We start from the raw sequence: 14,259 nt of genomic DNA, 5'->3' as shown, positions 1-14,259 counted from the left end.
CGAACCCCTAACCTCTTGATCCGTAGTCAAGCGCTCTATCCAATTGAGCTACGGGCGCAAACTTGTTTCATATAAGAGTGCGGTCGAGAGGACTTGAACCTCCACGGGATTAACTCCCACTAGGCCCTCAACCTAGCGCGTCTGCCATTCCGCCACGACCGCAAGAAAATCATGCATTCCCTATAAATAAGAATAAAAAAATACTATTCACATAAATAGTATAATTACCATTCCATCTTTCTCTATTTAAGCACCGTTAATGATAGTCAAGAACATAACCAATACATAGTTTATAAAGAAAGTGGCTGGGCTACCAGGATTCGAACCTGGGGAATGACGGGACCAAAACCCGTTGCCTTACCGCTTGGCTATAGCCCAATTAATAGTGGCGGTCCGGACGGGACTCGAACCCGCGACCTCCTGCGTGACAGGCAGGCATTCTAACCAACTGAACTACCGGACCTAAAACTCTTATATAAAAATCTGATGACCCGTACGGGATTCGAACCCGTGTTACCGCCGTGAAAGGGCGGTGTCTTAACCGCTTGACCAACGGGCCATTATGTAAATGGCGGAGAAGGAGGGATTTGAACCCTCGCGCCGGCAGAACCGACCTACACCCTTAGCAGGGGCGCCTCTTCAGCCGCTTGAGTACTTCTCCGTAGTGGCTCCACAGGTAGGATTCGAACCTACGACCGATCGGTTAACAGCCGATTGCTCTACCACTGAGCTACTGTGGAATATTCTAATTAACAAAATTATGCCAACGAGAAATATAATATCTCATTTCCCATCTATTGTCAACACATTTTTAAAAATAGTAAAACCAAATATGTTTGGGGCAACAAGAGGAAATTTGTTAGCTTATATAATTTATCATGGTTTTTTAATTTCGTCAACGACATTATTTACATTTAATTAATATATTTTTCTCCTTCATTATATAGGATTTAACTTCCCTTTACATTTTCCGCATCTATATTTCTTTAAATCTACTCGTCGCTTTCTTCTATATACCATTCCACAAACTTCACAATTGTACTGAAATTTAAAAGCAGCCGCTTCTGAGGGCAGCGGACGACAATAACGAGGAGAGTCTGTTTTCTTTAATAATTCCTTAAAATCCGCATCTCCATGTTTATAGCCTTTACCAGTAATGTGAAGATGATAATGACAAAGTTCATGTTTAATTATGCCGTGAAACTCTTCGATATCCATCTCCAATAGATATTTAGGATTTAATTCAATTTTTCTTTTTGATGGAATGTATCTTCCACCGGTTGTTCTTAATCTTGAATTAAACGTAACATAATCAATGAATGGTTTATTAAAAAACTCTAATGATATACTGTTCACTAATTGCTCCAAGGACAAATCATCCATTTATAACATACTTCCCTTACTTTATTCTTCATATAATAGTAACATATTTTGTTTACATCAAAATAGTTTTAGGAATAGTAAACTTTGTTCAACTATTTACAGCATTTCTTTCTTTTTATGTTTTTGATGCCTATTAATATTTCAAGCTGTTTTTTTGACTCTTTAAAACTACTCTAGTATAAATTCACTATATGCATATTAAATAACGCAATACAATCGCATACTCATTCCCCTCTATATTCTCAATTAAATAACCTAATTGATAAAATTAAGATAATTTATATCATCTTAATTGTTCTGATCTTATTATTTTATCATTAAAACACAAAAAATAATAAACAAGGATTCTTCCGCACAAACTTGCTGTTAAGGTAATTATTCTAAAATATATCAAGCAATATTGATAGTAATCTGCTAATGATTGTGTTATTATAATAATTGTATTTTATAACACAGGGAGGAATAAGAGTAATGGAAAATAAGAATAAAATGAAAATGACTACCGCATTCGGTGCTCCAGTACCGAATGATGACGATTCAAAAACAGCTGGTCCTCGTGGTCCTCTATTAATGGAAGACTTCTGGTTTTTAGAGAAACTGGCACACTTTGATAGAGAAGTAATCCCCGAGCGTCGTATGCATGCTAAAGGTGCAGGTGCTTATGGTACATTAACAATTACAAATGACATCACGAAATATACAAAAGCAAAAGTTTTCTCAGAAGTTGGTAAAAAGACAGATATGTTCCTGCGTTTTTCTACCGTTGCTGGTGAACGTGGTGCTGGGGATGCGGATCGTGATATTCGCGGAACTGCAATGAAATTCTATACAGAAGAAGGTAACTGGGACCTTGTTGGTAACAATACACCTGTATTCTTCTTTAGAGATCCTAAGCGTTTCCCTGACTTGAACCACGTAGTTAAGAAAGACCCTGTAACAAATATGCATAACCCGCAAGCAAACTGGGATTTCTGGACAAGCCTGCCAGAAGCATTGCATCAAGTTTCAATTATCATGTCTGACCGCGGAATTCCTAAGACGCTTAGACATATGAACCTATTCGGAAGCCATACGTACAGTATGTTTAACGCTGACAACGAACGCACATGGGTTAAATTCCACTTCTATACAGAGCAAGGCATTGAAAACCTAACTGACCAAGAAGCTGGAGAGATTCACAGTCGTGATCTAGACAGCCATACTAGAGATTTACGCGAAGCAATCGAACGCGGTGAAAATCCAAAATGGAAAATGTATATCCAAGTAATGACTGACGAACAAGCTAAAAACATGCCTTACAACCCATTTGACTTAACTAAAGTCTGGTATAAGGATGAATTCCCACTTATTGAAGTTGGTGAATTAGAGCTTAACCGTAACCCGCAAAACTATTTTGAAGAAGTTGAGCAAGCAGCATTTGCTCCAACAAACATTGTACCTGGTATTGGTTTCTCACCAGATAAAATGCTTCAAGGAAGATTATTCTCTTACGGTGACACACAGCGCTACCGTCTAGGTGTTAACCACTGGCAAATTCCAGTTAACTATCCAAAGAATGTGAAGAACTTCCACCCATATCATCGTGATGGTGCAATGCGCATCATGCCTTACCAAGGCGGACACGTTTCATACAGCCCGAACAGCTACGGTGAGTGGGAAGACAGCAAGGAGCATCAAGAGCCAGCATTAGAGCTTGGCGGCGATGCAAACTACTGGGATTTCGATGAAGATGACAGCATGTACTATGAGCAACCAGGTAAGCTATTCCGTCTTCAATCACCAGAAGCACAACAAAGACTGTTTGAAAATACTGCTCGCGCAATGCAAGGTACTTCTAAAGATGTTCAATTGCGTCATATCAACAACTGCTACAAAGCTGATCCAGCATATGGTGAAGGTATAGCAAAAGCTCTTGGAATTTCATTGAGCGAAGTTGAAGCTGCAACTGATCTTGATAACTAATCGATATAAAGTAAAAAAAACTGCCGGAGTCTTATAAACTCCGGCAGTTTTTTACTTTTGTATCATCGAAAGAGCAATTCTGCCTTTCTCTTCATCAATACTATCAACCCAAACCGTGACCACATCACCAACGGAAGCAATGTCCATTGGGTGCTTTACGAATTTATCTGCCATTTTTGAAATATGCACAAGTCCATCTTGTTTCACTCCAATATCTACAAAGACACCAAAGTCAACAACATTACGGACTGTTCCTTGCATTTCCATGCCTGGCTTTAAATCTCCTAAAGATAATACATTGCTCTTTAATAATGGTTGTGGAAAATCGTCCCGCGGATCCCTTTCCGGTCTGCTTAACGCTTCAATTATATCAATCAAAGTTGGTTCCCCAATTTCCAGTTCTTCTGCAACCTGCTTCTTATCAATCGATGCAAATTTTTCTCTAACCGCTTCTGTACCGGTATCTTGTAAACGATAACCAATCAGCTTGAGCAGCTCTTCCGTTTTTTTATAGCTCTCCGGATGGATTGGTGTACGGTCAAGTGGATGATCTCCATCAATTATCCGCAAGAAGCCAATTGCCTGTTCATAAGTCTTTGCTCCGAGGCGCGGGATTTTTTTAAGCTGCTTACGATTCGTAAATTTCCCTTCCTCATTGCGCTGCTTCACAATATTATTCGCAACAGTTTTACTTAAACCAGAAACATATTGCAACAAGGATGTTGAAGCGGTATTCACATTAACACCAACCTGGTTAACAGCTGTTTCCACAACAAATGACAGTGATTCTGTCAAGGACTTTTGGCTGACATCATGCTGATACTGTCCAACACCGATTGATTTCGGGTCTATTTTCACTAACTCCGCAAGAGGATCCTGCACACGTCTAGCAATGGAGGCTGCACTTCTTTCCTCTACTTGTAAGTCAGGAAATTCTTCCCGTGCCAGTTCAGATGCTGAATATACACTTGCTCCAGCTTCGTTTACAATAATATATGGTATTTTTAAATTATTATTTTGAATTACCTCGGAAATAAACAATTCTGTCTCACGAGAAGCCGTGCCATTCCCAATCGCGATTAGTTCAACATTATATTTATTAACAAACTCTAACACAATTTTTTCTGAACCTTTATAATCTGATTTCGGTGCCGTCGGAAACATAACAGAAACACCGTGCACTTTTCCAGTTTCATCTACTAAAGCAAGCTTACACCCTGTTCTAAAAGCAGGGTCCACCCCTAAAATCGTCCGGCCTTTTAACGGTGGCTGCAAAAGTAGATTTTTTAGGTTCACTGCAAAAACGTCAATCGCCTGTTGTTCGGCTTTTTCTGTTAAGCTATTCCTTACTTCCCTTTCAACAGACGGCTGTATAAGACGTTTATAGCTATCCTCTATTGCTGCTTCCAGCAATGCTCGGATATCACCAGCAGCAGACCTTTTCATCACTTTTCGTTCAAGATAGCGAATAAGCCTATCTACTGGCGGCTCAATCGTAACTTTTAAAACATCTTCCTTTTCCCCGCGATTTAGAGCTAATATGCGATGTGAAACAAGAGAGCGTACCTGTTCATCATATTCATAATACATTTCGTAGACCTTTTTCTCATCCAGCTCTTTTGCTTTCGCTTCAGAAAGGATTTTTCCGTGTTTAAATGTTTCTTCTCGGATAGATTCCCGATATTCCGGATTATCTGAAATCCATTCAGCAATAATATCATTTACACCTTCAAGGACTTCTTCGATTGTGTTAAGCGCATGTTCTTCAGACAAGTATTTCTCCGCTTCTTTATGTAAAGCAATTTCATTCTGATCCCAAACAAGTTGCGCTAAAGGTTCTAACCCTTTTTCTTTCGCTTTCGTCGCACGAGTTCTGCGCTTTTGTTTATATGGGCGATACAAATCCTCCACTCTTTGTAATTGGGATGCGGCTTTAATTTCTTTTTCAAGTTCTTCCGTCATTTTTCCTTGTTCCGTGATAATACGTAAAACTTCTTCTTTTCTTTGCGATAAATTAAGAGCATATTCCCATTTATCCTGGATTAACTTGATATCTACCTCATCAAGTCCACCAGTCGCTTCTTTTCTATAACGCGCGATAAACGGCACAGTATTTCCTTCATCAAATAACGCAATCACTTTTTTAATTATATTTTCACTAATATTGGTTTCCTTAGAAACTAGTTTTAATAAATCATTATCTTCATTTGTTGCCACAGTGCTTCCTCCTTTGCTCATTACTTTATTTTATCAAAGTACAGGACTTTTTCATAATTTCATTTTACACTAAAAAAACTGACACAAATGTGCCAGTTTTATCATTACTTCTTTCCATACTTTATTTATCATTCATAACGCATAGCAATAAGTGTTGTATCATCCTGTCGGTTTTTATCTGTTGTCTGTTCATAGGTTGTCGTTATGCTTTTCACGTCTGTATTAATAAAAAAGCACTGAGATAGCTCTTTATCCAGAACTCCATCCGAAAACATAATGAAATTCATGCCTTTTTGCAGTTTATAATTCACTACTTTAATCGGACGTTTATATCCCGCTAAATATCCAGTGTTAGGTATGTTGCGCACCTTTTTCCTATCCTTTGTCACGGTCATAATACCGATATTGCCAATCGAAGAGAAAGAATACACTTCCGAATTAAAATCAATTCGCAATATCCCCAGCACTACACCACGCTTACCTGCAAGGATTTGATTCGCTTTATGTACAAGCTCCTCTACACTGACATCATTATTTTCCTTAATAATATTTATTACGGCTTGGGATGATTCCATAGCATATTCACCACTGCCTAAACCGTCCGCTAACGCACAAATAAAATGATGATCTGTTTCCACATAGAAATAGCTATCTCCACAGAAAGCATTCCCTTTTTTTGCCTCCTGATAAACAGACACATGGACTTTTTCTTCCCCCATTTTAATCCAACACCTCAGATTGTTCCGATTTAATCGCTTCTCTTAGCTTTAATAGCGACTTTCTTAGTAATCTGGAAACATGCATTTGAGAAATTCCCAGAATTTCTCCTGTCTCCTTCTGACTTTTATTCTCAAAATAGGTATACTTCAAAATTAGCTGTTCCCGCTCAGATAAAATTGGCAGCACTTTTTCTAAAATCATTTGTTGGTCAATATTTGTATAGCCACTATCTTCATTGCCTACCAAATCTAAGATTGCGACTGTACTTCCTTCAGAATCAGCTTCGACTTTACGATCAACTGACAAAGCTTTATAACTTTTACCCATCTCCATCGTTTCCAGTATTTCTTCCTCAGAAGCATCAAGGTAATCTGCTATTTCCTGGACAGTTGGTGAATTTTGGTTAATTCTTGTTAATTCGTCTACTGCTTTTTTTATTCTAGGGCCTAATTCCTTTATTCTTCTCGGTACATGGACACTCCATGTTTTATCACGTAAAAAACGTTTAATTTCTCCGATAATCGTTGGAATAGCAAAAGACTCAAAGGATTTGCCAAACGATTCATCATATCTTCTTACTGCTGCGAGTAAACCGATCATGCCTACCTGGACTAAATCTTCATAGATCATATTGTTTCGAGAATATTTTCTAGCAATTGATCCCACAAGGTCCTTATAACGAAGTACAATTTTTTCCTGAGTCTCTTCATCAGTTGGGTTTTCTTGCAGAAATTTAATCCATTGGTAAACCTCATCTCTTCCTTTATAATGTGGTTGAGACTTGGTCGTCATCTAGCCCCACCCCAGTTTCTTTTATATATTTTGTCATCATGATTATGATTCCTTGATTGTCGTGGATTTCAACTTTATCCATTAACGCATTGATTAAAAAGAGTCCAAACCCACCTTCCCGCAGATCCTCAACAGATTCTGTGCTTTTATATGGGCCTACTTTTTTTCGTACCTCATTCAAATTAAAGCTAACACCACGATCAGCTACCATGATTTCTAAACGATCTTCATATATGCCAAAACCGAGTGTGATTTCTCCCTTATTTTCCTCATTATAGGCATGAGTAACAGCGTTTGTGATTGCCTCAGAAACAGCAACCTTTAAATCTTCAATACTTTCATAGGAAAAACCCATGCGATTCGCAATTCCTGACAGACTTAAGCGAATCACACCTATGTAATCTGCTTTTGCCGGGATTGTCATTTCAATAAAATCAAATTTTTCCATTATCCTCTTTCACCTCTAATCACTGCCTTTAAATCCATAATTTCATCCAACCCGGTGATTTGAAATAATCGATACACACGTTCCTGTATATTAACTAACTTTAGTTGTTTATTTTTTTCTTTTGCTGATTTTAGAGCACTTATGAATACCCCTAAACCTGTACTGTCCATATAGGTGACCTTTTCCATATCCACAATAATCGTTTGGTCTTCTTGTCCTAATAACGTACCGAATGATTCTTTTAGCTGTGGTGCGGTATAAGCATCAATTTCACCAGACAAGCTAAGAATAGCTCCCTTTCTATCTTCCGAACGATTTATTTCTAAATTCACAATGCTCCCCCTATCTTAAACTACGTGTGATCCACGTAGTCAAATGAAATTTAATCGATATTGCATTTTTTACCCGTTTTAATCCTTGCTCAAACCACTTTTTCTGGATTTAAGAAAATATATTATTAGTCTCGTTACATAAATGCAATTAAGCTTGCCACCAAAGGCTTTCTGTCAATCCGTTTTTTTAACTTTCCTCAATATTAACAAACTGAAATCATCTCTTAATTGAAAGTCTTGTAATCTCTCAAAGTATTTATATACTTGATTCACCATTTCTTGTGCAGGTAAATCTACATATTTCCTAATTACATCCAACACTTCATTTAATTCAATGAATCGTTCTCCATCACGGCACTCAGTCACACCATCTGTCAGGAAAATAACCAAATCATTTTCATTAATTTCCAGCTCTCGCTCTTCATAATCGACATCTTTCGAAACACCAAGTACAAGTCCTTTTGCAGTTATTTCCGTAAATCGATCTTCACTGGCATTATAGTAGAAGCCTGGCTCATGACCTGCTGAGGAGAAAGTAAGTTTACATGTCTTTGGTGCATACTGCGCATAAATCATTGTGATAAACATGTTTGAATCAATATTTCTCTCTACAACACGATTTAAATTCCGCAAAATTGCATGCGGGCTCATAGATCCCTCTGGAAAACTATCCATAGAATATTTAATCATGGACATACATAGCGCTGCCGGTATGCCTTTTCCAATCACATCAGCCATTGCTATCCCTAAACTGCCATCATTATTTTTGATGAAATGATAATAATCTCCATTCATTTGGTGCGCCGGCACACTTAACACTCCAATATCTAACCCTTCAATTTCTGGCTTTTCTGTTCGTAATAATGTTTCCTGCATCTCTGCAGCAATGGAGATTTCAGACTTAAGAGCCGTTTGCTCTTCCCTGAGATTTTGAATTTCTTGATGGGAAAGTCCGTATGTAATCATTGCTTCTAACAGAAAATCCATTGAGTGTTCGAAGTCTACAAATAAATCAGGGTATAATTCCTTTAAAGCCTTAATATGGAGATTAATAATCTCTTCTGGCAAAATGTTATATTTTATGAATCTCTTGCTAACTAGTTCTACTCCATATAATGATTGTTCATCTTGAGACTCTAGATATGTTGCTAGTAATTTTTTATATTCTTCCGCATTTTGTCTAATAAATTTCTCCATTATACTCCTCCCAAGTTACAATGAATTTAAAATGTAACCCAGCTTTTCCTGAAAACTGTTCCTAAAAAACCTTTTTGGTGATAACCTTAATAACACTTATATAGAAAAATAATGGAGTGCAAGCCGAAAGCACACACTCCATGTTTTATACTGCACTATAGAGCAAGCTTTATCTCACCCATTTGATTGTCTTTATTTTTGTTCCTGTTCCAATATCAGATGTTAATTCAAATTCATCCATTAGCCTTTTCACTCCCGGTAATCCTGCACCAAGACCGCCTGAAGTTGTATAGCCATCTTGCATCACTTGACCTATATCCGATATCCCTGGGCCTTCATCTTCCGCAACTAAGCACAGCCCTGTTTTATTCTCTGCTGTTCTAATAATTTCATAACAAATTTTGCCTTCTTTAGCATATAAATAGATGTTACGTGCGAGTTCGGAAATTGCTGTAGCAATCCTCGCTTGATCAACCGTGCTAAATCCAATTTCTTTAGCCATTTCTCGACCAAGCTGACGAGCACCAACAATATCCCACTCCCTTTGAATGTTCACACAGGACTGAGGTTCCATTATTATACCCCCAATTCCTTGTGGAGTTTTATAAGACCCTGTTCAAGATCTAAAGCTGTTGGCACACTCTTCATATGAATGCCGAGATCAATCAGCGTCATTGCAACTGCAGGTTGAATCCCAGTTAAAACTACCTTCGCCCCCATTAGACCTGACATAGTTACGACATCACCTAATACTTTCGCAATAAATGAGTCGATAATTTCTACAGAAGTTAAATCAATTACAACTCCTGACGAGCCTGTTTTATATATTTCATCCAATAAATCTTCTTGGAATTGAATTGCTGTATGATCATCAATCTCTGTTTGTATAGAAATCAGCAAATAATTATTTAACTTTAAAATAGGTATCCGCAACAGTCTCACTCTCCTCTTACAGAATCGATAATGCTTCGAATTTGTTCTTCGCGGTCTTTACCTTCCAATGGCACAATTTTACGATCTGTAATCTCTAATGCTGAAGTAAATCCTTTCCTTAAGGAGCTCTTCGTCGAGAAGTCACTTAGATCAATTCCCAAATTAACAATTGTTTGGGCAATTTCAGGACGTATCCCTACAAGGATACATTTCGCTCCAATAAGATGAACTGCTTCTGCAGCTTGAATAATATGATGAGCAACCATCGTATCCACCACAGGTACCCCAGTAATATCAATAAGAACAACCTCTGAATTATGGTTAATTGTTCCTTGTAATAAGTTTTCCATAATGAGTTTTGCGCGCTCTGTATCAATTGTGCCAATTAACGGCATAATCGTAATCCCGTCCATAACCGGAATAAGCGGCGCAGATAATTCTTGCAGCGCAATGCGCTGTAAGGAAACAATTTGCTCCCAGCTTCCTGAATATTCATTAACAAGCTGGCTAATAATTGGCTCCACCCAATCATCAACACTGCTTAGCACGTTAGAAATATAGTTCGTATCAATAAGTTCATCTGAGGTATTTAGTATGTAATCAACAGTGACACGTCTAAAGATTTGAAGCCCATCTGTAATATAGCTTAATGGCCATCCTAATTTAACAACCTTCTCAGAGAATGCTTCCACTTCGTCCGTTGACCCCTGATTTTGGATACTCTTGAAGATGACATTTACAAATTCACGATTCGTATTCTCATAAAGTTCATCCGCGATTTTAATTGTTCCATTTTTCTCTTTTAATTCGACAAGTTTTTCCATCCACATTTGAACAATTTTATCACTGTTATCTACTACAATACGCTTGAACCTTGTATTCATAACTTTACCTCCACGTTCTATTAAATTTTTCTATATAAAACTATTTCATACCTTGACGCTTCCTGCAAGCAATACCACATAAACTAGCAATAAACACTACTAATTACCCCGATAAAATGTCTTATTCTATATAAAGAATTAGAAAAGTCTGGAGATAATTCTTTCTGAATCTTACCATAGAATATAAATTGATTAAAGTCTTGGCCGCCTATTTCAGCCAACAAAAAAATACCTTCAAACAAACGTTTGATAGGTATTTTTTAATGATCATACATATCTTTTAGCCCTAAACTTATTTCAATTGCATGATTTATTTTTTTCATCATTTCTTGATCTAATTTTGTAATACGGTCTGTAAGTCGCTGCTTATCCAATGTTCGGATCTGTTCTAACAAAATAACAGAATTTCGATCAAAACCATACTTTTTGGCGTCGATTTCAACATGGGTCGGCAGCTTAGCCTTTTGGATTTGCGCAGTGATTGCTGCTACAATAACCGTGGGACTAAAACGATTTCCGATATCATTTTGAATAATTAATACCGGACGAACACCTCCCTGTTCAGAACCAACTACAGGAGATAAGTCAGCGAAGTATACTTCGCCTCTTTGCACGATCAAAATATTACACCCCGATCACAGTACGCTCTAAGGTGTTTTCAGCCTCCTCTTCAGCCTGAAAAGCTTCTGAAGCTATGTTAAGATTGATGCGACCCATTTCTTCATAACCACGTTGCATTGTTTCCATAAATTGCTGAATATGCTCGTCTTTTTTATGCTGCAAATAGTTTTTTGTTGCCTGACATATAAAATCGCTTAAATCACTATTATCATACTTCATTAACCCATCCACCTCATTTAGTAGGTTTTTTGGTAATTTCACCATAACTTCCTGCAAACCCTCTGACAAAATGATGCACCTCCGCCAACTGATGAACGATAAATATTATAATTTCTATCTTATAGTATCATTGAATGTGCCCATTTGCAAAGGGGTTTTGGGATTTTCTAAAAATAAATCGATAATTTTGTCGTTTTTAAGGAAATTCATATGATCGGAAGTGATTTTTTGGTTTTTTAGGTGTTCTAATGGAGGTCCGTAATTCGAATACCTGCCTCTTCTTCACATACAGTTCATGAGTCCCTATTCGTACTGCACACCCAGTATGATTATCATTTTTTTATTCCCTGAGGGGCTCGAGGTATTCAGACTGCTCCCTGCCAATGCAGATTTTCTTCTGCATTTTTCAACTGTGAAATCATACAAAAATATTCCCTTAAGATAAAGTACAGTTATCTGTATTTATCTTAAGGGGGCTGGATGGTGGACATGTGTTATTTAATTTCCTGTCCCTGGATGGACTGGGCAACTTCAATCATTTCCTCTTTTGTGAGTGAGTCACTGGCGAGCTTATATTCTACTCCATTCAGGCTCCATTCAATCATTTCGTCAGATAGAGCTCCTACAGCGAAACCAAGGTTTACAACTTCACCTTCCACTGCTTTTGGCGCCTGCAATGTTGGGGCAGCAAGCCTCTTTTCTTGAATAAGCGTAAAGTTTTTATCCCCTTCGTAGGTTAAAATAATCCGTTTGCCATCTTCAAGGCTAACTTCTTTCTTGCCAATCGCTTCGGCACCAGCAGTATATAATGGATAAAAAACCGAAAAAGCATCTTCTTGTTCTGTATTTTCCGCCATCGTTGGAGCGTCACCTAAGTTCTCCATATTTTTCTCCATTGCAAAGTCATCTGCAGCAAATTCTGTATTTAGTTCAAAAGATGTAAATTGTACCTCAACCAATGCTTGATCATCTTTATCTAATACACGAACTGCAATTGGTGTATAAGTCTTTTTATCAAAGAGAATTTGCTGGTAAGGAAGACTATTGTTACTGTGATAATTTGTTTTTGTTTTGAATACATAATGATCTTCCGTCGATTCAAAGGTTGCCTCTCCATCATCAAGTACATCCTTTACAAGCGACTGATATAAATATGGCTGACTGCCATTGTCTGGCCATTCCGTCTGAAACTGAAAACTTTTTTCCAGAGCTGGTGTTAAGACATAGACACCATCCTCATTTTTCAAGATAATTTGACTCTCTTTGTTCCCATTTTCATCTCCAAGTTTAACACGATAGAAATTATCCTTTTGGTGCCATACATCGATATTAAAACGTTGTTCCTCTTGACCTGTATTCATTGTCATTTCCGCTTCGGCTTTATACCCTTCAAGCTTCTCCATTGTTTCTGTCAGCTTTTCCTTTACATCTTCCTGGGATTTCTCTCCACATGCTGCAAGGAAAGCAATACAACCGAACATGATGAGTAAAAAGCTAAGGTAGCGTTTCTTCATAGACATATCTCCCTTGTCTCAATTAACAAAGGGAACATTATCACCATTATACGGAAAGCATACGATATACATCAGAAATTCCGGAAATAACATCTTTAGCTGCGGGAGCATAAACAGTATGACTTTTCACTACAAGGTTCCCAGTTGAATCTGCTGCTTGCAAATAATCAGAACGCGCAATAACTGTATACTTGCCTTTAATTATTGCATATCCCTGGAAAGCGCTGACGATTTCCTCAGAATAGTGAAAGTCCATCAGTTGTAATATTGAGCATCCTTGCCATGTCACCGGCATGTAGTGTAATAACTATGGGTCTTTTTCCTTCTTTTAAATCGCTCAAGTGATTTAGCCAGCTGCACCCTGCAATACTTAATTTATTAAATGGCAAGCTTGTTCGTTTTTGCCCATTGCAACACAAGCTGCTACGGCATTGAAGGTATCAAAAGCTAACTGTTTTATCATCTGACAATTGCCCTTCAAATCCCCGAAGCTGAAACATTGCTTGCAGACTATGTGCTGCAATAGCCGGCATGAAATCTTTCAAGGCAGCAACTGTCACTATGCTCAGGCCCCGTTACTAGTCCTGCATCTTCTGCCCTTGTAAGCAAATGGACCCTGCCATTGCAGCACCGCCACCAACTAGAAGACCGTTGAATCAGTTTTTCACGACGGTATTGTTTTATTTGAAGCGCAACAGCTATGATGTGTTTTGTTTGATAATAAAGTCATCGTTTTTGTGAAAAACAAGCAGCGATAGTTTACATCTTCTGTCACTTTTTCATTTGGAACAACTTGTACTGCCTGACCATTATAAACATAATCAAAAGATGCCTTGCGATTATAAAACGATCTCCACTATTATTACCTGCTCCATTTATTATTGCGATTAAATCGGATCCTTTCATAAAAGCAGCGATTCTCTGAAATACTGCTCTCTCCGCATTTCTCATTAACAGCTTGCCGCTTTATCCTATTTCCTTCATCGTATCATGTTACATATCGTATATTTCCTTTGCGGTGACAATAAACATTTCGT

General features: G+C 37.8%; 16 protein-coding genes and 7 tRNA genes (1 of these 23 cut by a window edge). 1 reads left to right on the top strand and 22 read right to left on the bottom strand.

Annotation, left to right across the window (positions count from 1 at the left end; translation table 11 throughout):
• The 8 genes from NST93_RS17465 to NST93_RS17430 form a co-directional block, all read right to left on the bottom strand.
• Positions 1-58 (bottom strand) — tRNA-Arg (locus NST93_RS17465) (it extends 16 nt beyond the left edge of the window).
• A gap of 20 nt (positions 59-78) precedes the next feature.
• A tRNA-Leu gene (locus NST93_RS17460) sits at positions 79-162 on the bottom strand.
• A 140-nt stretch (positions 163-302) separates the two neighbouring features.
• Positions 303-378, bottom strand: a tRNA-Gln gene (locus NST93_RS17455).
• A gap of 8 nt (positions 379-386) precedes the next feature.
• A tRNA-Asp gene (locus tag NST93_RS17450) sits at positions 387-463 on the bottom strand.
• Positions 464-487: 24 nt separating this feature from the next.
• Positions 488-559, bottom strand: a tRNA-Glu gene (locus tag NST93_RS17445).
• Between the two features lie 10 nt (positions 560-569).
• Positions 570-661, bottom strand: a tRNA-Ser gene (locus NST93_RS17440).
• 4 nt (positions 662-665) lie between these two features.
• A tRNA-Asn gene (locus NST93_RS17435) sits at positions 666-740 on the bottom strand.
• A 199-nt stretch (positions 741-939) separates the two neighbouring features.
• Positions 940-1,383 (bottom strand): SprT family protein, encoded by a 444-nt coding sequence (locus NST93_RS17430; RefSeq protein ID WP_405099259.1) that lies wholly within the window; start codon positions 1,381-1,383, stop codon positions 940-942.
• Positions 1,384-1,854: 471 nt separating this feature from the next.
• On the opposite strand from NST93_RS17430, the gene NST93_RS17425 reads away from it, so the two are divergent.
• Entirely contained in the window at positions 1,855-3,345 is a 1,491-nt protein-coding gene (locus tag NST93_RS17425) for a catalase (RefSeq protein ID WP_405099257.1), read from the top strand.
• 51 nt (positions 3,346-3,396) lie between these two features.
• Here NST93_RS17425 and NST93_RS17420 read toward each other — a convergent pair whose 3' ends face one another.
• The 14 genes from NST93_RS17420 to NST93_RS17355 form a co-directional block, all read right to left on the bottom strand.
• Entirely contained in the window at positions 3,397-5,583 is a 2,187-nt protein-coding gene (locus NST93_RS17420; RefSeq protein WP_405099255.1) for a Tex family protein, read from the bottom strand.
• Positions 5,584-5,690: 107 nt separating this feature from the next.
• Positions 5,691-6,281 (bottom strand): SpoIIE family protein phosphatase, encoded by a 591-nt coding sequence (locus NST93_RS17415; protein WP_405099253.1) that lies wholly within the window; start codon positions 6,279-6,281, stop codon positions 5,691-5,693.
• Position 6,282: 1 nt separating this feature from the next.
• Positions 6,283-7,074 carry an RNA polymerase sigma factor SigB gene (gene sigB, locus NST93_RS17410; protein WP_405099251.1) on the bottom strand — a complete coding sequence of 264 codons (792 nt, stop codon included), beginning with the start codon at positions 7,072-7,074 and terminating at the stop codon, positions 6,283-6,285.
• The gene (gene rsbW / locus NST93_RS17405; protein WP_405099249.1) at positions 7,046-7,522 is read right to left on the bottom strand and encodes an anti-sigma B factor RsbW; all 477 of its coding nucleotides are present in this window, start codon (positions 7,520-7,522) and stop codon (positions 7,046-7,048) included. Before rsbW ends, sigB begins: the two co-directional genes overlap by 29 nt.
• Complete coding sequence (locus NST93_RS17400; protein WP_405099247.1) at positions 7,522-7,854, bottom strand: STAS domain-containing protein; 333 nt, start codon at positions 7,852-7,854, stop codon at positions 7,522-7,524. Before NST93_RS17400 ends, rsbW begins: the two co-directional genes overlap by 1 nt.
• A gap of 174 nt (positions 7,855-8,028) precedes the next feature.
• A complete protein-coding gene (locus NST93_RS17395; RefSeq protein ID WP_405099245.1) occupies positions 8,029-9,051 on the bottom strand; it encodes a PP2C family protein-serine/threonine phosphatase in 1,023 nt (340 codons plus the stop codon).
• Positions 9,052-9,220: 169 nt separating this feature from the next.
• A complete protein-coding gene (locus NST93_RS17390) occupies positions 9,221-9,625 on the bottom strand; it encodes an anti-sigma regulatory factor (protein ID WP_405099243.1) in 405 nt (134 codons plus the stop codon).
• A 2-nt stretch (positions 9,626-9,627) separates the two neighbouring features.
• Entirely contained in the window at positions 9,628-9,984 is a 357-nt protein-coding gene (locus NST93_RS17385) for an STAS domain-containing protein (protein ID WP_405099241.1), read from the bottom strand.
• A gap of 5 nt (positions 9,985-9,989) precedes the next feature.
• On the bottom strand, positions 9,990-10,868 hold the full coding sequence (locus tag NST93_RS17380; protein ID WP_405099239.1) for an RsbT co-antagonist protein RsbRA: 879 nt from the start codon (positions 10,866-10,868) through the stop codon (positions 9,990-9,992).
• Positions 10,869-11,128: 260 nt separating this feature from the next.
• Complete coding sequence (locus tag NST93_RS17375; RefSeq protein ID WP_405099237.1) at positions 11,129-11,488, bottom strand: type II toxin-antitoxin system PemK/MazF family toxin; 360 nt, start codon at positions 11,486-11,488, stop codon at positions 11,129-11,131.
• A gap of 4 nt (positions 11,489-11,492) precedes the next feature.
• A complete protein-coding gene (locus tag NST93_RS17370; RefSeq protein WP_405099235.1) occupies positions 11,493-11,777 on the bottom strand; it encodes a CopG family ribbon-helix-helix protein in 285 nt (94 codons plus the stop codon).
• A 425-nt stretch (positions 11,778-12,202) separates the two neighbouring features.
• Positions 12,203-13,222 (bottom strand): LolA family protein, encoded by a 1,020-nt coding sequence (locus NST93_RS17365; RefSeq protein ID WP_405099233.1) that lies wholly within the window; start codon positions 13,220-13,222, stop codon positions 12,203-12,205.
• Positions 13,223-13,268: 46 nt separating this feature from the next.
• Positions 13,269-13,478 (bottom strand): hypothetical protein, encoded by a 210-nt coding sequence (locus NST93_RS17360; protein ID WP_405099231.1) that lies wholly within the window; start codon positions 13,476-13,478, stop codon positions 13,269-13,271.
• Between the two features lie 515 nt (positions 13,479-13,993).
• Positions 13,994-14,173: an NAD(P)H-hydrate epimerase gene (locus NST93_RS17355; RefSeq protein WP_405099229.1), complete on the bottom strand. Its 180-nt coding sequence runs from the start codon at positions 14,171-14,173 to the stop codon at positions 13,994-13,996.
• Between the last annotated feature and the right edge of the window lie 86 nt (positions 14,174-14,259).

The organism is Oceanobacillus sp. FSL H7-0719 (genome assembly GCF_045040795.1).
Lineage (GTDB): Bacteria > Bacillota > Bacilli > Bacillales > Amphibacillaceae > Oceanobacillus.
This window is presented reverse-complemented; position numbering and strand designations above follow the sequence as displayed.

Excerpts from the sequence above, each read along its gene's own strand:
- NST93_RS17430 (WP_405099259.1), bottom strand. The coding sequence starts at position 1,383 with ATGGATGATTTGTCCTTGGAGCAATTAGTGAACAGTATATCATTAGAG.
- NST93_RS17425 (WP_405099257.1), top strand. The coding sequence starts at position 1,855 with ATGGAAAATAAGAATAAAATGAAAATGACTACCGCATTCGGTGCTCCA.
- NST93_RS17420 (WP_405099255.1), bottom strand. The coding sequence starts at position 5,583 with ATGAGCAAAGGAGGAAGCACTGTGGCAACAAATGAAGATAATGATTTA.
- NST93_RS17415 (WP_405099253.1), bottom strand. The coding sequence starts at position 6,281 with ATGGGGGAAGAAAAAGTCCATGTGTCTGTTTATCAGGAGGCAAAAAAA.
- sigB (WP_405099251.1), bottom strand. The coding sequence starts at position 7,074 with ATGACGACCAAGTCTCAACCACATTATAAAGGAAGAGATGAGGTTTAC.
- rsbW (WP_405099249.1), bottom strand. The coding sequence starts at position 7,522 with ATGGAAAAATTTGATTTTATTGAAATGACAATCCCGGCAAAAGCAGAT.
- NST93_RS17395 (WP_405099245.1), bottom strand. The coding sequence starts at position 9,051 with ATGGAGAAATTTATTAGACAAAATGCGGAAGAATATAAAAAATTACTA.
- NST93_RS17390 (WP_405099243.1), bottom strand. The coding sequence starts at position 9,625 with ATGGAACCTCAGTCCTGTGTGAACATTCAAAGGGAGTGGGATATTGTT.
- NST93_RS17380 (WP_405099239.1), bottom strand. The coding sequence starts at position 10,868 with ATGAATACAAGGTTCAAGCGTATTGTAGTAGATAACAGTGATAAAATT.
- NST93_RS17365 (WP_405099233.1), bottom strand. The coding sequence starts at position 13,222 with ATGAAGAAACGCTACCTTAGCTTTTTACTCATCATGTTCGGTTGTATT.
- NST93_RS17360 (WP_405099231.1), bottom strand. The coding sequence starts at position 13,478 with ATGGACTTTCACTATTCTGAGGAAATCGTCAGCGCTTTCCAGGGATAT.
- NST93_RS17355 (WP_405099229.1), bottom strand. The coding sequence starts at position 14,173 with ATGAGAAATGCGGAGAGAGCAGTATTTCAGAGAATCGCTGCTTTTATG.